The sequence below is a fragment of the Ruegeria arenilitoris genome, from assembly GCF_013032445.1.
Classification (GTDB): Bacteria; Pseudomonadota; Alphaproteobacteria; order Rhodobacterales; family Rhodobacteraceae; genus Ruegeria; species Ruegeria arenilitoris_F.
This window is the reverse complement of sequence record NZ_WQCA01000002.1, coordinates 355706-373466: the sequence shown is the minus strand read 5'-3', so window position 1 is coordinate 373466 and position 17761 is coordinate 355706. Positions and strand designations below refer to the sequence as shown.

The 17761-nt window shown below is 56.4% G+C and carries 21 protein-coding genes and 1 tRNA gene; 11 read left to right on the top strand and 11 right to left on the bottom strand.

Annotation, left to right across the window (positions count from 1 at the left end; translation table 11 throughout):
• The first annotated feature begins 110 nt into the window (after positions 1-110).
• Together GOW98_RS04250 and GOW98_RS26000 are read left to right on the top strand one after the other, a co-directional pair.
• Positions 111-186 (top strand) — tRNA-Thr (locus GOW98_RS04250).
• Positions 187-471: 285 nt separating this feature from the next.
• On the top strand, positions 472-714 hold the full coding sequence (locus GOW98_RS26000; RefSeq protein WP_170329814.1) for a glycine zipper 2TM domain-containing protein: 243 nt from the start codon (positions 472-474) through the stop codon (positions 712-714).
• Positions 715-922: 208 nt separating this feature from the next.
• Here GOW98_RS26000 and GOW98_RS04240 read toward each other — a convergent pair whose 3' ends face one another.
• Complete coding sequence (locus GOW98_RS04240; protein WP_170329813.1) at positions 923-1234, bottom strand: hypothetical protein; 312 nt, start codon at positions 1232-1234, stop codon at positions 923-925.
• 113 nt (positions 1235-1347) lie between these two features.
• Positions 1348-2124 carry a hypothetical protein gene (locus GOW98_RS04235; RefSeq protein WP_170329812.1) on the bottom strand — a complete coding sequence of 259 codons (777 nt, stop codon included), beginning with the start codon at positions 2122-2124 and terminating at the stop codon, positions 1348-1350.
• A gap of 128 nt (positions 2125-2252) precedes the next feature.
• Here GOW98_RS04235 and GOW98_RS04230 point away from each other — a divergent pair, with 128 nt between their 5' ends.
• The 4 genes from GOW98_RS04230 to GOW98_RS04215 all read left to right on the top strand — a co-directional run bounded on the left by GOW98_RS04230 (position 2253) and on the right by GOW98_RS04215 (position 5640).
• The gene (locus tag GOW98_RS04230) at positions 2253-2426 is read left to right on the top strand and encodes a hypothetical protein (RefSeq protein WP_170329811.1); all 174 of its coding nucleotides are present in this window, start codon (positions 2253-2255) and stop codon (positions 2424-2426) included.
• A 53-nt stretch (positions 2427-2479) separates the two neighbouring features.
• A complete protein-coding gene (locus GOW98_RS04225) occupies positions 2480-2623 on the top strand; it encodes a hypothetical protein (protein ID WP_170329810.1) in 144 nt (47 codons plus the stop codon).
• A gap of 500 nt (positions 2624-3123) precedes the next feature.
• Positions 3124-4626: a hypothetical protein gene (locus tag GOW98_RS04220; protein ID WP_170329809.1), complete on the top strand. Its 1503-nt coding sequence runs from the start codon at positions 3124-3126 to the stop codon at positions 4624-4626.
• A 315-nt stretch (positions 4627-4941) separates the two neighbouring features.
• Positions 4942-5640: a hypothetical protein gene (locus GOW98_RS04215; RefSeq protein WP_170329808.1), complete on the top strand. Its 699-nt coding sequence runs from the start codon at positions 4942-4944 to the stop codon at positions 5638-5640.
• A gap of 254 nt (positions 5641-5894) precedes the next feature.
• On the opposite strand, the gene GOW98_RS26170 is transcribed toward GOW98_RS04215, so the two are convergent.
• From GOW98_RS26170 to GOW98_RS04180, 8 genes are all read right to left on the bottom strand, one after another.
• Entirely contained in the window at positions 5895-6233 is a 339-nt protein-coding gene (locus tag GOW98_RS26170) for an Arm DNA-binding domain-containing protein (RefSeq protein ID WP_367646799.1), read from the bottom strand.
• Between the two features lie 219 nt (positions 6234-6452).
• On the bottom strand, positions 6453-6887 hold the full coding sequence (locus GOW98_RS04210) for a hypothetical protein (RefSeq protein WP_170329807.1): 435 nt from the start codon (positions 6885-6887) through the stop codon (positions 6453-6455).
• A gap of 260 nt (positions 6888-7147) precedes the next feature.
• Entirely contained in the window at positions 7148-9076 is a 1929-nt protein-coding gene (gene dxs, locus GOW98_RS04205; RefSeq protein WP_170329806.1) for a 1-deoxy-D-xylulose-5-phosphate synthase, read from the bottom strand.
• A 16-nt stretch (positions 9077-9092) separates the two neighbouring features.
• Positions 9093-9959, bottom strand: a complete 867-nt coding sequence (locus tag GOW98_RS04200) for a polyprenyl synthetase family protein (RefSeq protein ID WP_170329805.1) — start codon at positions 9957-9959, stop codon at positions 9093-9095.
• On the bottom strand, positions 9960-10202 hold the full coding sequence (locus tag GOW98_RS04195; RefSeq protein ID WP_058272726.1) for an exodeoxyribonuclease VII small subunit: 243 nt from the start codon (positions 10200-10202) through the stop codon (positions 9960-9962).
• Positions 10199-11125: a histone deacetylase family protein gene (locus GOW98_RS04190; protein ID WP_170329804.1), complete on the bottom strand. Its 927-nt coding sequence runs from the start codon at positions 11123-11125 to the stop codon at positions 10199-10201. The genes GOW98_RS04195 and GOW98_RS04190 overlap by 4 nt, the downstream gene beginning before the upstream one ends.
• 68 nt (positions 11126-11193) lie before the next feature.
• Positions 11194-11895 carry a response regulator gene (locus tag GOW98_RS04185; protein WP_170329803.1) on the bottom strand — a complete coding sequence of 234 codons (702 nt, stop codon included), beginning with the start codon at positions 11893-11895 and terminating at the stop codon, positions 11194-11196.
• Positions 11892-12404, bottom strand: a complete 513-nt coding sequence (locus GOW98_RS04180; protein WP_170329802.1) for a MarR family winged helix-turn-helix transcriptional regulator — start codon at positions 12402-12404, stop codon at positions 11892-11894. The genes GOW98_RS04185 and GOW98_RS04180 overlap by 4 nt, the downstream gene beginning before the upstream one ends.
• 159 nt (positions 12405-12563) lie before the next feature.
• Here GOW98_RS04180 and GOW98_RS04175 point away from each other — a divergent pair, with 159 nt between their 5' ends.
• From GOW98_RS04175 to GOW98_RS04155, 5 genes are all read left to right on the top strand, one after another.
• Positions 12564-13430, top strand: a complete 867-nt coding sequence (locus tag GOW98_RS04175; RefSeq protein ID WP_170329801.1) for a branched-chain amino acid aminotransferase — start codon at positions 12564-12566, stop codon at positions 13428-13430.
• A 125-nt stretch (positions 13431-13555) separates the two neighbouring features.
• Positions 13556-14506 (top strand): AraC family transcriptional regulator, encoded by a 951-nt coding sequence (locus tag GOW98_RS04170; RefSeq protein WP_170329800.1) that lies wholly within the window; start codon positions 13556-13558, stop codon positions 14504-14506.
• 109 nt (positions 14507-14615) lie between these two features.
• A complete protein-coding gene (locus GOW98_RS04165) occupies positions 14616-14981 on the top strand; it encodes an SPW repeat domain-containing protein (RefSeq protein WP_170329799.1) in 366 nt (121 codons plus the stop codon).
• Positions 14982-15114: 133 nt separating this feature from the next.
• On the top strand, positions 15115-16683 hold the full coding sequence (locus tag GOW98_RS04160) for an alkaline phosphatase D family protein (protein WP_170329798.1): 1569 nt from the start codon (positions 15115-15117) through the stop codon (positions 16681-16683).
• Between the two features lie 199 nt (positions 16684-16882).
• Positions 16883-17077, top strand: a complete 195-nt coding sequence (locus GOW98_RS04155; RefSeq protein ID WP_170329797.1) for a hypothetical protein — start codon at positions 16883-16885, stop codon at positions 17075-17077.
• A 33-nt stretch (positions 17078-17110) separates the two neighbouring features.
• Here GOW98_RS04155 and cobO read toward each other — a convergent pair whose 3' ends face one another.
• Complete coding sequence (gene cobO, locus GOW98_RS04150) at positions 17111-17710, bottom strand: cob(I)yrinic acid a,c-diamide adenosyltransferase (protein WP_170329796.1); 600 nt, start codon at positions 17708-17710, stop codon at positions 17111-17113.
• Positions 17711-17761: the final 51 nt, after the last annotated feature.

The window sequence follows — 17761 nt, the reverse complement described above, 5'->3', positions numbered from 1 at the left end:
GCCAATAGATCAGGGTGCGGAAACGTGAGGCACCAATAAAACTGTAGATGAAAATCACAAAGATCGAGACTTGCGCGTATTATTCTGACCGTTTAAACGAACCATCGCTTGCCTCAATAGCTCAGCTGGTAGAGCAGGTCCTTCGTAAGGACAAGGTCGGGGGTTCGAGTCCCTCTTGAGGCACCACTTAATAAAAAAATATCTCTAAATTACAGCGCAGTATACAAGTTGTATCTATTTTCGTCCACCCTTATATCCACCTTTATGGGGTGGCCAGAAGCTTAGGGGATGCCTCGTGTAACCTAATTAGGTGATGGCGATTCATAACTTTGCTCTGAGGAACTTAACCTGGGGTTTATTTCATTAAGATATGGTTAATCTCAAATTACGTAGACGCTGAAGCCTTGTACAGAATTCTGCCGAGAGCCACCTAGTTAGGTGACTCATTTGGTAATTCGAAAGGCAACCGATATGAAGAAGGTATTGATAGCCTGCGCGCTTGGCGGTTCACTGCTCTTAGCTGCATGTGGGGCACCGACGACGCCAACTCAGGCTCAGGTGCAGCATGACGCTCGCTGTGCTGCTGGTGTCCTAGGAGGCGCTGCACTCGGGGGAGTGGTCGGAAACCGGTTCGGCGGCGGAACTGGCAAAACCCTGGCAACCGCAGCAGGGGCAGGTCTTGGTATGTATGCAGGTCAATCAGCCTGCTACTGACTCTATTAATTCAGTAGCTTGCCTGAATTTGGGAGGCACTTGCGTTCTCAGAGCAGGCTCTGGATTTCACGGAAAGCCTAAGTTGTGTAACCCACATCACTGACTGCCGCGCCTGATCCGTCAATACTGATTGCAGTTATCGAGTTGGCGTTCACGGTGTTTTTGAGAGCGCAGTATTTTCATTATCCTCCCTGAGACTGGGGCGTGCTTATGGTAAGCGCGCCCTCATTCCGTACAGCACAACACCCTTGTCGTGCTCAGTGCCTTTGATGGCGTCTCTGGCCTCATGCGTGACACCCTCGGCACGGGAAACAGCACGCTGAACAGTGCGGGTGTCAACTCCGGCCACCTCTGCCGTTTCAGAGGCAAATTCACTCGGGCGACCTCCGCGGGGTTTCGAGACAACTTGTCGGGAAATTGCACGCGCCGCCCAAAGCTCTTTTCGCTTAGCCAAATGCTCAGCCATCTGCGTCGGCGTCAGTTCCGACCGCATCAGGTTTTCATCAATCTCCCAAATCAAAAAACGTTTTCGGAAGTTAGGGCCTGCTACATTGCTACATAGATGAGCGCGCCTCCGCAGCGCGAAGCTTTCCAGATTTGTCCCAAAGTGGGGAGTTCCGCTTTGGCCCTGCCTTAGGCCCGCTCATAGGCTTTGCGACGTTCAACAAATGCTATGTCGCCTTCGCTGCGCACATTCACCAAGGCAGATGAAACCCAAACGCGCTTGCCACTCGATAGTACGCGTTCGTGAGCTCGTCTTAGGTGCGGGATCGGACTCGCATGAGTTCCACCGTTGTCAGTGTCAGTAAGCTCCGATCCCAGAGCAGAGAGGTACTCCCCCGCATCGACATTGTAATGTGCTGGAATCGGGGTTTTACTAAGTCGCCGACGCCTTGCGTTCACTACACTTGGGGCGCGCTTGAGATCCACGCTGCAACCACGAGTAATGAGCACTGCAATCGCAAGTGGGTAGTTGGAAATTGCGGCCCGTTCTTTAGGAGATTCCGACTGACTAGACGTCGGCGTAATGATGGCGGTCGTACCATCAGGGCCGTGCCTGAATAGGAAATTATTTACAAAGTGTAGCCGCTTGGGGAGGGCGAAAAACTGGCTGACGTATACAGCGCCATCCGATTGTGGTCTCACTACCTCTATAAAAGTTGCTGGTTTCGATAATCCATCATCTTCCATCGTGGAGTAGTCGAGCGTAAAGGCACACGGATGCAAACCAAATGGTTGGCCTACATGTTCTCTGAGTCCCTCTACCACTTCAACTACCCGGTTAAGTTCCAAAACTGTACTATTGAAGGCCCCCAGCGCGAATAAGCGCACCTCATCTATTGCCCCCTGCGGTATCACGTTTCGACTGGCGAGGTCGGGCAATCTCTCTAACAAACGGCTTAGTTTCATATCATGCTTCTTGTCCCATGTTGCGGACTATGGCGACCCGCTCAATGTTCTTGGCCCAAAAGCCAACTATCAGAATCACGCATTTTCAGGTAAACACCCGGCATTGATTTATTCTTTGAGGTATTGCCATGAGCATTGTCCGCACCCCGACCGAGTACCGTGCCGCATTGCGGGAAATCGAATACTTGTGGGGATCTGAACCAGACACAGACGAAGGCAAACAGCTCAAAGAATATCTGTCGGCGGTCGATCAATACGAACAGCTTTCAATCACGGCACCTGTGAAGCTGAGGACGGCTTGAAGCTATAGGTGTCAGCCGCTGTTCGATCCGTTCACCGCACTGGGAGAATAGATATGAACAAAAACTATGTGATAATTGCAATTGCGATCCTTGTCGTTGTCTTGGTCTTCATCATGATGGGGTCAGGCGACGACGGAGCTACCGAAGAAACCGCACCGGCTGCCGATACGGAAACAGCACCCGCCGCTACGGAATGAACGCCCCACAGGGCCGCGAAAGCGTCTGACGTCGGGACGCCACGCTGATACCGCCAAATGTGCCTGACGGGCATATTTGAGGCCTCTGCGGCTAAATGTAGGCTGATCCCATAATTGTGACGCGGTGGAACAATTGGCCCCACCTTGGACTTCAGCCGCTCCGCGTACTCTGGCTTCCTGTGTGACGCCCTCGGCGCGGGAAACAGCCTCTTGAACCCTTCGCTTGTCGACCCCAGCAACCTCCGCCGTTTCAGCCGCAAAACCTTTTGGCCGACCAGGAGTTTCGCGCGGATTCCGCGCAGTATCTCACGCGCCGTCCAAAGTTCCTTTCGTTTTGCCAAATGCTCTGACATCTGCGTCGGCGTAAGTTCCGAGCGCATCAGGTTTTCGTCAATCTCCGAAAGTTGCCATTAACTAGCTTGGCGACACCGACATGGACGCGAAACAGCGTTTCAATTTAGCGTAGTTGGGGTGATTAAAGTAAGTAGGTGGTGAATTAGATGTATAATCTTTTGTTTAGCGCGGGTGCAATTGGACTGCTTTTTCTCAATTTTAACCCTGCTACTGCTGAAACCGTCAACCTGAATTTAATTAATACTATTGATGAAGTTAGTGAATCGGATGACCGAACAGCGATATCTCTGACGAACGCGATTGAAAGTAGAGGGTCCTCGGGGTCATCAGGAGATGGCGGCGGCGGTCCTGGCGGCGGATCGGGTGGCGGTAAGCCCGGTGGCGGCGAGATGTTTCAACCCTCTTCGAACTTTGGTGACCCTTCGTCACCGCCACCCAGTTCTACCGAGTATGCGATTGGTGGTGACACTCTTAACTTCCAGAGGGACAAACCAACGGTAGCGTTTGTTCACGGGCGTCAGCCCAGTTTTGGTGGACAGTATTTGTACACTGGAAACCCATTTGATGTGGAGCAGTTGGAGGGTGCGTACAACAACATCAAAGCAAACTATCCAGACTTCAATGTCTTGCTGGTAACATGGGAAGCCGCATTTGTTTTTAGGGCATCTTTATCCTCAGGGGGGCTACTTAGCCCAATTGGAGATATTTATGATGTTGGCAACTCGATAAGTGACAGCCTGTTTCAGACAATCGGGGGAACGGATTATGACCAGCAGATACATTTTGTTGGTCACTCTTACGGTAGCGCATTGAACAACACCATCGCACCAAATTTGCAGCGACTAGGTGCCGATGTATCTCAGATTACTGTGCTAGACGCCCCGACAAATGTTCTTTTTGGCCCGTATGACGTTCTTAGGCCAGAGCAATACCAGCTAGCGGCCACAGTAGCGCAGGTGGAACGATTCGAGAATTATTACGGTGACCTATTAGATGCATATGGTGAAGCAATAAGCGGTGCGGAAATTAACGGCGGTTATTTCTTAGACCTAGAACATACAGAAATATTTGACACTTATGTTGAGTCCATAAGGGACCCAAGCGCATTGGAAATGGGTGGATTTAATCGGCCTTTGTTAGTTGAAAACCAAGTATTGAAGTCAATCGTATTTGATTTCGTTGTTGAGGACATAGATTTCATTGATCCATTTTTCGCAAATGTACTTTTTGAACCCTCCGGCGGTCTGCTTTACGAAGGTTCAGACGCATATTGGGGCGGAACAATTGGGAATTTAAGCAATTATGGAGCCTTGGGTTTCTCGATTTCTGACATGGATTTGGGGCCAGAAGACTGGTTTGAAGTGTTACTTGACGGTCGCACACTTGCTTATTTCGACCCAGGATCAAAAATTAACGACCTGGATTTGTTTCTGACTTGGGATCAGGATCAAGTAACTGACGGAATACTTTCTTTCCTCTTATCTGGTCGTGGTCTGGTAGACTCCAGCTTAAAAGTTACAGATTTAAAGGTTTACACCTATCAAACTGAGATAGCTCCCGTTCCGCTTCCCGCCTCACTTTCCTTGTTTCTCGTCGGCCTGACTGGACTTGGTTTGGTGGCGCGTAGGCGACGGAACAACCACATTTAAAACGTCCTCCACTTCGCTCTGCTTTAAACGTCGCTTCCTTGCGGCCCGCTTTCTGCATCCCTCAGAACAATACTGAGCGTCCGTTCTGCGATAGTCGGGAAGCTCGTCGCCACACCACCGGCATACCCACGTGCCAGACTTCACACGGCGCAACATGGCTAGACGATAAGGCAACTTGCGCGGTCGTGGTCGCAAGCGGTCGACCAATAGCTAGCAGAGAGCACTTTTTGTAGTGGCTATTCTAATCCTACCGAAACTCTTCTAAAGGTTGAGAAAACACCTATAGGGCGAACGAAGGCGGGCATCAGTATTAAAATGAAGAAGATTTTCTCGGGATTTCCGCACCTAGAGCGGGCCATTGGCTTTGGGGCCAGCTTTGCTGAAGTTTGTGCGTTGTTCGCAGCGGTTTACGCATTTGTTTTTCCGGCCAAAGTTGCCGAAGCTGTTGTGGGCTTCGAACAGCTGTTGACTGAGGCTAGAGCGGATCTCTCAGACATTTCTGAGAACACGGCTCAGACTGCTGAAAACACACGGAAAACAGCTGAAAACACGCTTAACACCGCTGAAAACACGTTCGAAATCTCCGAAGATACACAAAAGATTGCTGAAGCGGTTCCGATGTGGGTCCGCTTTCACGGCGACCCCGATATTAAACGTAGTATGCAAACTGGCGCGACTAAGGTTTTGGTTTTAGTTGAGAACGACTCTCCCTTTGCAATCAACCTTTCAGCAAAGGTTGTCGTCGGTGGCGTTGAAGTCGTTGATCAAAACTCGGTGGTTCCGTCGCGCGAAAGAGAAGGCTTCAAATCGCGAGAATTCGCATTCGATGACGTAAGTTATTTTGATGACTTTAGCGATTCTTACATTTGCCTAAGTGGAAAATCCAAGGGATTTGGCAATCAAACCTTTTACGAGAAGCGTACATATTGGAGAGAGAATGACGGACGTCTGGCCCGGAACCTTGGCAAACCGGTTGATTTAAAACAGGCATTCTCTCCAATCGAGGGTTGCTAATTCGAGACGTGGCGACTCTTCGTTTCCTGATGAAAAAAGAAATGGTGCCAGAGGGTTGGACTTTTGCCCGCACCTTCTAGCGCCTCTTTAAACACTATTTCCCCCCCCCCGCAGAGGGCGACTGCAGGGCCACGCCGCCTCATTGGCCAAACTGTCTTTGCAGTTCACGAACCATGCGCACATGCTCATTAATGGCCTTTCTCACTGCTTGGGCCTTCCGGCTGCGCATACCATGCTTGTAGGCCGGGTTGGACTTACCGGGACCGTGCCCGCCTCCTGCGGCGTGCATCCGGCATACTGTCCAGCCTTTGACCGCCGGATTTTTGCAAGGAAGACCAGTGCGTTTCGACGTTGCAGTGCATCTTGGAGCCGCATGGGCCTTTTGCATGGGGTTGGCGAACTTCCTTAAGTGATACCTCAGGATATGAGCCCAGGCCCATTTCACGCCGACGCCCGTGGACAGTGACGCGGAGAAACCATTGCGCCCCGCCGTCCACACGTCGATGGAACCACAGCCCACCGCCGTCAGAGAGCTTCCCCGGCGACGCCGACTTTAGAGTTGCAGCACTGAGCTTGTTTAGAGGGCGTGACACTCATCCACCTCTCTACCCACCCAATACATATAGTATAGGTTGGGGCACAGTGGAACACAGTGACATAGTAAAACCACCGAAAATCAATTATTTCGTGATTTCTTGGGATACGATGAAACATCTTGAAACAAGGATTAGATGCCCTCTGGAGGCACCACAATTGCCTAAGAAATACTTGGTGCTAACCTCGTGCTCCGAATAGAGGTGCGCCTTTGTGCTTCATACGCACTCCTTCACTCCGAGACCGATCAGGTATTCTCCCGATACAAAGAGCAGCTCACCCGGACCTGCAAATCTTGCTTTGGACATGAACCAGCTGCTGACCGGGCCTGGGAAGTAACTTGAGAGCGTTACACTTTTCCTGTCGAATTCATCGGTCGACATTTTTTTCCGGTCCAACCTGTGAGGGCCGTGAAACCCAAAAATCGTTTCGGATGATACGCAAACATCCTTCGCGCCCAGCAGCATGGTACAACTGGAGTTGCAATAGTCTCCGATAATCTGGAATTGCACGTCGGTTCGATTGGCGATTTCTATCTGGACCATCCGATCCATGATGCGACCGCCGGGGTCGTTGCCAATTTGAATCTCTTTTGATGTCGCCGGAAGACTCATAAGAATGAGTGCCGCCAACGCAGCGATCGTGTTTCTCATCCGCCCGCCTGCTCAAGGGTGGAGTTTTTGTTTTTTAACCTCTAGCAGAAACTTCGGCAGGCAGAAATACCACCCGGAAAAGCGATTTAATCCTGTGTTCACAATGACTCACCCCCAAAATCGCAGGTAAACGAAGAGTTTTGAACACGGATGCAAAACGACCTTACGGGGATTTCAACCTGCACAACAGCTGCCGTTGCTTTTCCGACCTTGGCCGTAAGCGGGCCTGAGCGGCGATGCACGCGCCGCCCCGAACTGACTCAGGCGCGTTTTTCACCGATGGTTGTCACGCCAAGAACCGACAGCACCTTGGCTTCGATCTGTTCGGCGTTCATGCCCGCGACAGCATACATATCCGCCGGGTTGGCCTGATCGATGAAGATATCCGGCAGCACCATCGAACGGTATTTCAGACCGTGATCAAACACGCCCTCATCCGCCAGCAGTTGTGCCACGTGGCTGCCGAACCCGCCAACCGCGCCTTCTTCGATGGTAATCAGGGCCTCATGGTTGGCCGCCAGATCAAGGATTAACTCACGGTCCAGCGGTTTGGCAAAGCGGGCATCGGCGATGGTGGGGGTGATGCCCCTGGCCGAGAGCGCCTCAGCGGCCTTCTGCACCTCGGCCAGACGAGTGCCAAAGGACAACAGTGCCACGCGCGCTCCGGTCTGGATCACGCGGCCTTTGCCGATTTCCAGCACCTCTCCGCGTTCGGGCAGGTCGACGCCAACGCCTTCTCCTCGCGGGTAGCGGAAGGCAATGGGGCCGTCGTTATGGGCCGCGGCGGTGGCGACCATATGCACCAGTTCAGCCTCATCTGCGGCGGCCATGACGGTCATGCCGGGCAGGTTGGCCAGATAGGCGATGTCGAACGACCCAGCATGGGTGGCTCCGTCGGCGCCCACAAGGCCCGCACGATCAATGGCGAAACGTACCGGCAGGCGTTGTATGGCGACGTCATGCACGACTTGATCGTAGCCGCGTTGCAGGAAGGTGGAATACATCGCGCAGAATGGCTTCATCCCCCCGGCCGCCAGTGCGGCAGCGAAAGTTACGCCGTGTTGTTCCGCAATCGCTACGTCAAAACAGCGCGAGGGGTAGCGTTCTGCAAACAGGCTCAGCCCTGTGCCATCTGGCATCGCGGCGGTGACGGCAACGATTTTGTCATCGCGTCCGGCCTCTTCGACCAGCGTCTTGCCAAAGACCGAGGTATAAGACGGCGCGTTGGATGGCGCCTTGTGCTGCTTGCCGGTCACCAAGTCGAACTTGGCCGTCGCATGACCTTTGTCGCGGGCCTGCTCGGCGGGGGCGTAGCCTTTACCCTTTTTGGTCAGCACATGGATCAGGATCGGACCGGTAGCCCGCGCCCTGACCGTTCGCAGAACCGGCAGCAGTTGCTCCATGTCATGACCGTCCAGCGGCCCGATATAGGAAAAGCCCAGTTCCTCGAACAACGTGCCACCCACGGCCATGCCTTTAAGCATTTCCTTGGCGCGTTTCGCGCCTTCGCGGAACGGTTCGGGCAGCAGCGAGACCGCACCTTTGGCGGCGGCTTTCAGGTCGTGAAAAGGGGCCTCGGTGTAAATCCGCGACAGATAGCTGGACAGCGCACCAACGGGCGGGGCGATGCTCATCTCATTGTCGTTTAGGATGACGATCAGGCGTTTCCCAAGATGCCCCGCGTTGTTCATCGCCTCAAAGGCCATGCCTGCAGACATCGAGCCATCGCCGATCACAGCAATTGCGTCGCCAAGTCCCTCCGTCGTCACGCCGCCCAGATCGCGAGCCACAGCAAAGCCCAGCGCAGCGCTGATCGAGGTTGAGCTATGCGCTGCGCCAAACGGGTCATAAGGGCTTTCGCTGCGTTTGGTAAAACCGCTCAGGCCGTCTTTCATACGCAGTGTGCGGATACGGTCGCGCCGTTCGGTCAGAATTTTGTGCGGATAGCATTGGTGGCCGACATCCCAGATGATCTTGTCGCGGGGGGTGTCAAAGACGGCATGCAGCGCGGTAGTCAATTCGACCACACCCAGACCAGCGCCCAGATGGCCGCCGGTGACGGACACGGCCGAGATCGTCTCGGCCCGCAATTCCTGCGCCACCTGATGCAGCTGCGCATCTGAGAACTGCTTGAGGTCCGCAGGGCGGTTCACAAGGTCCAGCAGGGGCGTGTTCGGGCGGTCAGACATTTGGCGCGTTCCTGGCTTAGCTGTCCCGGGCAATAACGAAGCGGGCGGCGTCCTTCAAGGTTTCAGCCGAAGCACCGTACCCATCCAGCGCAGCGCAGGCCAGATCGATCAGCTCTACAGCGCGGGCCTTGGCCGCAGCCAGACCCAGCAAGGATACAAACGTGGCTTTGCCAGCCTCGGCATCCTTTTGCAGTCGTTTTCCGGCCTTTTCGGCATCACCTTCCACATCAAGGATGTCATCCGCGATCTGAAAAGCAAGCCCAAGGGCTTGGGCATATTGGCGCAAGGGGTCCGGATCGGTCTGCGCCAGCCGAGCCCCCGCACAAGCCGACCATTCGATCAAAGCCCCGGTTTTGCCCGCTTGCAAGCGCGTGATTTCCTCCAGCGTCAGCGGAGCCTCCGCCGATTCCGCCGCAATATCCAGCGCCTGACCCAGCACCATACCTTGCGACCCGCTGGCTTTGGCCAGTGTCAGGGCCAGGTCCGCGCGGACTTCGGCAGTGCCGACCTCGGGCCGGGTACACAGCTCAAAGGCCAGCGTCTGCAACGCATCACCCGCCAAAACGGCGGTGCCTTCGTCCCATTTCACATGCACGGTCGGACGCCCGCGCCGCAGGTCATCGTCATCCATGCAGGGCAGGTCGTCATGCACCAGTGAATAGGCGTGCAGCGCCTCAATCCCCGTCGCAGGCCAGATCGCACGGCCCGCGTCCACGCCATGCAGGCGCGCGCTTTCCAGCACCAGAAACCCGCGCAGCCGCTTGCCGCCTTCGGTGGCATAGGCCATCGCTCGGGTCACATCCAGATCGTCCAGCGCGCCCAGAACCAGATCGAATTGGTCCTGAATCCGCGCCGCATCCTGCGCTAGCTTTTCGCGAAACATTTACTGACCTTCGACAGGCGTCGTCCCGGTCGGTTGACCATTGGCGTCGAGAGTGATCGCAGCCACTTTTTCCTCGGCCCTTTTCAGCTCATCCTCGCACCGTTTTTTCAACGCAGCCCCGCGCTCATACAGCGCAATCGACTGGTCCAGCGCCACGTCGCCGCGCTCCAGCTGGCCGACCACGGCCTCAAGCTCTTTCATCGCCTGTTCGAATGTCATCTGATCAACGGGGGTATCGGTCATCGGGCTGCCTTCATCAATTCTTCCACATGGGCGCGGGTGGCCTCGGCCAGTGCGTTCAGATCATACCCGCCTTCCAGAGTCGAGACGATACGTCCCCCACACAGCTCATCAGCGATCTTGCACAGCTCGGCAGTGACCCAAGCAAAGTCGCCGGTGGACCAGTTCAGATTGGCCAGAGGATCGTCCTGATGCGCGTCGAACCCGGCTGAGATGATGATCAGTTCAGGCTTGAAAGCCCGCAGACGCGGGAAGGCTTGTGTTTCATAAGCCGCGCGCATCTCCGCCCCGCCAGTGCCCGGCGACAGAGGGATGTTCAGAACAGTCTCAAAAGCACCGGTCTCGTCCGGACGTCCGGATCCGGGCCACAATGGCATCTGTTGGCTGGTGATAACCAGGGCGCGCTTCTCTTCCCACAGCAGGTCCTGAGTGCCATTGCCGTGATGCACGTCGAAATCCACCACCGCGACCCGCTTCAATCCATGATGATCCAACGCATGTTTCGCCGCCAGCGCCGCATTGCCAAACAGGCAGAATCCCATGGCGGTGTCGGTCTCGGCATGATGCCCTGGCGGGCGGATGGCACAAAACGCATTCGGAGCCTCGCCGCCCAGCACCATATCCACTGCCCGCACCACAGCCCCGGCGGCGCGATAGGCCGCATCGACCGAACCCAGAGACATGAACGTGTCCCCGTCGATTTGGGCAAACCCCTCCGCCGGGCGGGCGCTGCGAATATCGCGGATGTAGCTTTCCGGATGCACCCGCAACAGATCGTCATCCGCCGCCAATGGGGCCGTCACCCGGTTCAGGTCCAGCGATTCCAGCGCGTGCAGGATGTGCTCCAAACGCGCCACCCGTTCCGGATGCCCGTCCGGCGTCACATGCCCCAAACAATCCGCATGAGTCAGAAGGGCAGTTTTCATCGGAATCCCCTGTTCATCTGGCTAAAAAATCCTCGCCGAAGGCATAAAATCGCCGCGCAGCGGCCAAATCAATCCGGTGCCAGCATATATCCGGCGCCGCGCACTGTTTGCAGATACCGAGGTTGCTTCGGGTCTTGTTCAATCTTGCGTCGCAGGCGGGTGATCTGGACGTCCACCGCGCGCTCCTGCGCCTGCCCCTTATCGCGGCCCAGATCCTCAACCAATTTGGCACGGCTGATCGGCTCCCCCGGCTGGGCCGAGAAAATCTTCATCAACTGGCTCTCGGTTGCGGTCAGGCGCACGGGCTCTTCGCCCTGCCACATTTCGCCGCGTTCCACGTCATACCGGATTGGTCCGAGGTTCAGAATCTTGGTCGCTGTGTCCTGCGCCGGCGTTTCCGGCATCCGCCGCAGGATCGCATTGATCCGCAGCAGCAGCTCTTTCGGCTCAAACGGCTTGGCAAGGTAGTCATCCGCTCCGGCTTCAAGCCCGGCGATCCGGTGCTCGGTCTCGCCGCGTGCGGTCAGCAGAAGGATCGGCGTGGTATGGGTTTCGCGCAGCGTTCGGGTCAGGCTCACGCCATCTTCACCGGGCATCATCACGTCCAGCACGATCATGTCGAAATCCAGCCCCGACAACACCCGCCTTGCGTGTGCCGCATCCCGGGCAGCGGTGACCAGAAAACCGCTCCGCATCAGAAACTTCTTGAGCAGATCACGAATACGCTCATCGTCGTCAACGATCAGCAGATGGGCGTCCATTTCGCTCATGAGGTGGTATCCCGCAGTTTCGTGTAAGCATGACGCATATCAGTATCCATCATCGCTTCAAGCACTTTACGAAATCCTGACACGGCCTCGGGGCCCGCGTCCTTATATGCTGCACGCATCCGCACGCGCTGGGCCTCGGACAGCTTGGCCTCTAGCGCCTTGCCCTTTTCGGTCAGAAACAAATGCCGTTCGCGCTTGTCCACCGTACCCACGCGGCTTTCGACCAGACCGTCCTCAATCAGAGTCCGCAGCACCCGGTTCAGAGACTGCTTTGTCACCCCAAGAATGGCCAGCAAGTTGTTCACCGTGGTGCCCGGCGCGCGGTTGATGAAATGAATCGCCCGGTGATGCGCCCGGCCATAAGCCATCTGCGTCAAAATGCGATCGGGGTCCGCGGTGAAACCGCGATATGCGAAAAACATCGCCTCGATCCCCTGCCGAAGCTGTTCGTCGGTTAAAAACAACAAGCTTTCACCGCCAAAGACTTGGGCGGGACGCGTATCCGACATAGTATGCCTCATTCGTTACTCGTTCCAAGTTTATGTCAGCGTTGTTGACATTCCAAGAGTGGACAGGTATCGAATCGCAGTTTCTGCGCAACTTTATGTCCGCATCGGACTTAATTGGCGCAACAATCGGAAAATTCAACCCAAGGCTGGAGGTTTCGCATGGCGGGGTATGATGATCGTGACGGCACCATCTGGTTGGATGGCAAACTTGTGCCCTGGCGCGAGGCCAATGTGCACATCCTGACCCATGCGATGCACTATGCGTCCTCGGTATTCGAGGGCGAGCGCGCCTATAACGGCAAGATTTTCAAAAGCCGCGAGCATTCGGAGCGTCTGATCGCCTCGGCCGAGGCACTGGACATGCCGATGCCCTATTCGGTGGATGAGATCGAGGCCGCCAAGGAAGAAGCCCTGAAAGCCAGCGGGTTGCAGGACGCCTATGTGCGTGCGCTGGTCTGGCGCGGCTCGGGCGAAGATATGGGTGTCGCATCGGCCAAGAACCCGGTGCGGATGGCCGTGGCTGTCTGGCCGTGGGGGGCCTATTACGGCGACGCCAAGATGCAGGGCGCCAAGCTGGATATCGCGGAATGGAAACGCCCCAGCCCCGAAACCATCCCGGTCCACGCCAAGGCGGCGGGTCTTTACATGATCTGCACCATTTCCAAGCACAAGGCTGAGGCCAAGGGCTGCTCGGACGCGCTGTTCATGGACTGGCGCGGCTACGTGGCCGAAGCGACCGGCGCCAACGTCTTCTTCGTCAAGGATGGTGAGGTGCATACCCCTCTGGCCGATTGCTTCCTGAACGGTATCACCCGCCAGACCGTAATACAGATGCTGAAAGACAAAGGCATCACCGTCCACGAACGCCGCATCAAGCCCGAAGAGATGGCCGATTTCGAACAGTGCTGGCTGACCGGCACCGCGGCCGAGGTCACTCCGGTCGGGCAGATCGGCGATTATACCTTCGAGGTCGGAGACCTGACCCGCGAGATCGCGTCCGAGTATGAGGCACTGGTCCGCGCCTGACCCAAGCGACCGACGTTTTCTGGAACCCCCGCCAAGAGCGGGGGTTTTCTTTGCCTGCCGTTCAAGATTTTGTGCAGATCGTTCAGGTGGCTGGACGAATGCGCCGTCGGGGTTAGGTTTACCCCATGTTGGACCTGCTCAGCGATATCCTCACCCGCCTGTCTCTGCGCGGCACATTCTATTTCCGTACCTCTTTCACGCCGCCCTTTGGCGTTCAGGTCCCTGCCTTCGAAAACGTGGCTCGGTTTCACTTCGTTCAACGGGGTGAGCTGAAGGTGTCAGTCTCTAACACAGGTGAAACCTTGCGTTTGAAGCAAGGTGACCTGATCCTGATCCCGCATGGCGCGGCCCATGCCTTGCTGTGCAACGAGGTCAAACCGACGGACGCGCTGCCGCTTGAGCAGGTGTTGGACGAAGCCGGATATCAGGGCGATGGCGTGCTGATTTATGGCGGGGAGGACAAGAGCCGCGACACCCAACTGATCTGCGGTCATTTTTCGTTCACCGGACCGCCGGGGCGGCAAGGGACCGGACATATGCTAATCGACCGCTTGCCGCCTTACATTCTGATCGAAAACTACGGAGAGGAGGCCGGGGCCTGGATCGAGGCCACCCTGCGCATGATCGGGTCGGAGGTCAGCGGCGCCCGCATCGGCGGAGACCTGATCGCGTTGAAACTGTCCGAAGTGTTGTTTGCGCAAGCCATCCGCGCCCATTTGGAACATCAAAGCCCCAGCGAGTCCGCTTTGGCCGGGTTTGCAGACCCCCGCATTTCCCGCGCGCTGACCGCTTTTCATCAGTCTCCGGCGCAAGAGTGGAGTGTCGAGACGCTGGCCCGTGAGGCCGGAATGTCGCGCACCGCTTTCGCGCAGCTCTTTGTCGAGAAGATGGGCACCACGCCGATGCAATACCTGACCGACTGGCGGATGCAGATCGCCTGCCACGGTCTGACTGAGGCCCGCTGGAACGTGGCGGATGCGGCGGCCGAGGTCGGCTATGCCTCCGAGGCCGCGTTTTCGCGCGTGTTTAAAAAGCAGATCGGCTTGTCCCCGGCGGCCTATCGGTCGATGCACTGATCAAACCCGGTTCTGAACGATCTGCAAGATTTCACGAACGATCCGGAGTTAAACGTCCGAACACCCTTTCCTAATTTGGGATCATGCCAAGCAAGGAAAGGAAATAACAATGTCTGTTCGTTTCGTTACCCGCTCCATTCACGCCTATCTGGACTACCCGGTTGCCTTTGCACTGATGGGACTGCCCTTTGTACTGGGGCTGGGGCAATCCAACCCGATGGCCCTGTGGCTGTCTGTGGTAACAGGGGTCGCGGCCTTTGTGCTGACCGTGCTGACCGATCACCACCTCGGCATCTGGCGGGTGCTGCCCTACAAGGTCCATTTGGCCGTCGATCTGCTGGTCGGCGTCGCGTTTCTGGCCGCGCCCAGCCTGTTTGGGTTCTCGGGGCTGGATGCGATATACTATTGGCTGAACGGCGCGGCGGTGGTCGCCGTCATTTCGCTCAGCACGCCGGAACAGAGTGTTGCCGTCTGAGTAAGTTATCCACAAGTGTCACAATTTCATCGTGATACTTTCAAGAATCTGAGCCGCTTGTTTTACAAACAGGCGGCTCACTGCCGCTCACCAATCGCGTGGCCCACAAGGGCCATCAGACAGGAGAGCTCCTATGACCCGAATCCTTCGCCCCAATCGCCGCGCCTTTCTGGCTGGCAGTACTGCTTTTGCCGCGTCGTTGTCCATGCCCGCGATCAGCCACGCCTCATCCCGCCCCGTCTTTACCCACGGCGTGCAGTCGGGCGACGTCGATATGAGTTCGGGCATGATCTGGACCCGCACGGATCGCCCTGCGCGGGTGATGATGGAGGTGTCGACCACCGAGAGCTTTGCCGACGCCCGCCAGTTGACCCCGATGGACGCCATCCCGAACAGCGATTTTGCGGTGAAGCGTCTGGTCGAGGGGCTGCCCTCGGATCAGGATATCTTCTACCGCTTCGTGGCTGCTGATCTGAGCGATATCAACGTCACATCAGAGCCTATTATTGGCCAATTCCGTACTGCACCGTCCGAGCGTCGCAACATTCGCTTTGCGTGGTCGGGTGACACGGCGGGGCAGGGCTGGGGTATTGATGATGAAGGGATGCGTACCTATGCGACCATGGTGCAGCATCGTCCGGATTTCTTCATCCACTCGGGCGACACGGTTTATGCCGATGGTCCGATGCAGGATGAGGTCGAAAAAGACGGCCAGCTGATCTGGAAAAACACCACGCTGATTGACGAAAAACGTAAAGTGGCCGAAACGCTGGACGAATTCCGCGCCCAGTGGAAATACAACATGATGGACGAGCATGTGCGCGCGATGAACGCTGTTTGCCCGACCTTCTTTCAGTGGGATGACCATGAGGTTGTGAACAACTGGTCGGATGCCAAGGATCTGATCTCGGACGACCGCTATAGCGAGAAATCTGTGCATGTGCTGCAATCTCGTGCGAGACGTGCGTTTCACGAGATGACTCCGCTGCGGATCACGCCGGCCGAGCCGGGGCGCGTGTATCGAAAGATCTCATACGGACCGATGCTGGACGTGTTCTTCCTGGACCTGCGCAGCTATCGCGGGCCGAACGGCGCATCGATGGAGGATGAAGTCACCGACAAGTCGCGCATTCTTGGCGCTGAGCAACTGGCCTGGCTGAAACGCGAACTGGCTGCTTCACAGGCCACGTGGAAAGTGATCGCCTCGGACATGCCGATCGGTTTGATCGTTTGGGACAACTGGAAGGAACAGGCCGGGGCCGAGGCAATCTCGAACGGCGACAGCGGCTCTGCCAAGGGGCGTGAGTTGGAGATCGCCGATCTGCTGCGCTTCATCAAGACAGAAGGGGTCTCCAATACGGTCTGGTTTACGGCGGATGTGCACTATACGGCTGCGCACTACTACGACCCTAACAAAGCGCAATTCCAGGATTTTGAACCGTTCTGGGAGTTCGTGTCCGGCCCGCTTCACGCCGGAACTTTTGGCCCGAACGCGCTGGACGGTACATTTGGGCCAGAGGTGAAGTTCGTCAAAGCGCCGACCAAGGAACAGGGCGCAAACCTGCCCCCTAGCGCCGGCCTGCAGTTCTTTGGTCTGGTCGATATCGACGGCGCAACGCAGCAGATGACTGTGCGCCTGATGGACCGCGCCGATACCGAGCTGTGGTCGGTCACACTGGACCCGCAGCCGCAAGGAATCTGATCGTTCGTCCCACCGCGCCCCAAGGACTGATTTGGGGCGCGGTTTTTTTGCCCTTGAAATTCCCGACTAAAATAGTCAGATAGTGGGCAACGCCAGATGTGCGAGCATCCGGCACAGGGTTTCGAGGCGGTTTGCGGGCTTAGCGCATGAATAGGTGACGGCCTGCCACCGCCTCGGAAAGGAATGATCGGGGTAAGACATGGGCGATCCGCTGGATGAAATCATGGCACGGCACGAGGCAGCCACTGCTTGCGGCTGTTGCTGTGACGATGATTTTTGCGCCTATGTCGACAAGACACCCAAAGCAGAACGCGACCCGCCCGAAACCTTGCCGACTAGTGCTGCAAGTCGGCGCGGTTCCGTTCGGTTTCTCAACGAAAACCCGGACCGGTAACAGCCACGGATTGGGGCTGTTCTAGCTTATTTCTTAGAAATCCACGCCGCGCTGGGCTTTGATTCCAGCTTGGAACGGGTGCTTTTCTTCGGTCATTTCGGTAACCAGGTCAGCATAGTCGCGCAGCGCCTGCGGGGCATCGCGGCCGGTCAGGAACACGCTGGTCTTGTCGGACCGTTCATTCAGCCCGTCGATCACCTGGTCCACCGTCAGGTATTCATAGCGCAGGGCGATGTTTATCTCGTCCAGAACCACCAGATCATACTCCCCACTGGCCATCAGCGCGCGGGCCTTGTCAAAGGCGGCGTTGGCTGCGGCGATGTCACGCTCGCGATCCTGCGTGTCCCAGGTGAAGCCTTCGCCCATCGTGTGCCAGGTCACCAGATCACGCTCCTCGAAAAAACGGCGCTCGCCGGTTTTCCACTTTCCCTTGATGAACTGCACCACGGCAACCTTCTGGCCCCAACCCAACGCGCGGATCACCACGCCAAAGGCAGCCGAGGATTTGCCTTTGCCCTTACCGGTGTTGATCAGAACCAGCCCGCGTTCAGGGTCGACGGCCTCGGACACTTTTTTACGGTGCTGGGCCTGCACCTTCTGCATCTTTTCCTTGTGATCTTGTGCGTCGCTCATGGGCGGAACCTTTCCTGATGTTGCGCCCAACCTAAGCGAAGTTTGCCAAAG

Excerpts from the sequence above, each read along its gene's own strand:
- dxs (WP_170329806.1), bottom strand. The coding sequence starts at position 9,076 with ATGTCTGACCGCCCGAACACGCCCCTGCTGGACCTTGTGAACCGCCCT.
- GOW98_RS04155 (WP_170329797.1), top strand. The coding sequence starts at position 16,883 with ATGGGCGATCCGCTGGATGAAATCATGGCACGGCACGAGGCAGCCACT.
- GOW98_RS04225 (WP_170329810.1), top strand. The coding sequence starts at position 2,480 with ATGAACAAAAACTATGTGATAATTGCAATTGCGATCCTTGTCGTTGTC.
- GOW98_RS04195 (WP_058272726.1), bottom strand. The coding sequence starts at position 10,202 with ATGACCGATACCCCCGTTGATCAGATGACATTCGAACAGGCGATGAAA.
- GOW98_RS26000 (WP_170329814.1), top strand. The coding sequence starts at position 472 with ATGAAGAAGGTATTGATAGCCTGCGCGCTTGGCGGTTCACTGCTCTTA.
- GOW98_RS04170 (WP_170329800.1), top strand. The coding sequence starts at position 13,556 with ATGTTGGACCTGCTCAGCGATATCCTCACCCGCCTGTCTCTGCGCGGC.
- GOW98_RS04180 (WP_170329802.1), bottom strand. The coding sequence starts at position 12,404 with ATGTCGGATACGCGTCCCGCCCAAGTCTTTGGCGGTGAAAGCTTGTTG.
- GOW98_RS04200 (WP_170329805.1), bottom strand. The coding sequence starts at position 9,959 with ATGTTTCGCGAAAAGCTAGCGCAGGATGCGGCGCGGATTCAGGACCAA.
- GOW98_RS04160 (WP_170329798.1), top strand. The coding sequence starts at position 15,115 with ATGACCCGAATCCTTCGCCCCAATCGCCGCGCCTTTCTGGCTGGCAGT.
- GOW98_RS04220 (WP_170329809.1), top strand. The coding sequence starts at position 3,124 with ATGTATAATCTTTTGTTTAGCGCGGGTGCAATTGGACTGCTTTTTCTC.
- GOW98_RS04230 (WP_170329811.1), top strand. The coding sequence starts at position 2,253 with ATGAGCATTGTCCGCACCCCGACCGAGTACCGTGCCGCATTGCGGGAA.
- cobO (WP_170329796.1), bottom strand. The coding sequence starts at position 17,710 with ATGAGCGACGCACAAGATCACAAGGAAAAGATGCAGAAGGTGCAGGCC.
- GOW98_RS04190 (WP_170329804.1), bottom strand. The coding sequence starts at position 11,125 with ATGAAAACTGCCCTTCTGACTCATGCGGATTGTTTGGGGCATGTGACG.
- GOW98_RS04165 (WP_170329799.1), top strand. The coding sequence starts at position 14,616 with ATGTCTGTTCGTTTCGTTACCCGCTCCATTCACGCCTATCTGGACTAC.
- GOW98_RS04175 (WP_170329801.1), top strand. The coding sequence starts at position 12,564 with ATGGCGGGGTATGATGATCGTGACGGCACCATCTGGTTGGATGGCAAA.
- GOW98_RS04210 (WP_170329807.1), bottom strand. The coding sequence starts at position 6,887 with ATGAGAAACACGATCGCTGCGTTGGCGGCACTCATTCTTATGAGTCTT.
- GOW98_RS04185 (WP_170329803.1), bottom strand. The coding sequence starts at position 11,895 with ATGAGCGAAATGGACGCCCATCTGCTGATCGTTGACGACGATGAGCGT.
- GOW98_RS04215 (WP_170329808.1), top strand. The coding sequence starts at position 4,942 with ATGAAGAAGATTTTCTCGGGATTTCCGCACCTAGAGCGGGCCATTGGC.
- GOW98_RS04235 (WP_170329812.1), bottom strand. The coding sequence starts at position 2,124 with ATGAAACTAAGCCGTTTGTTAGAGAGATTGCCCGACCTCGCCAGTCGA.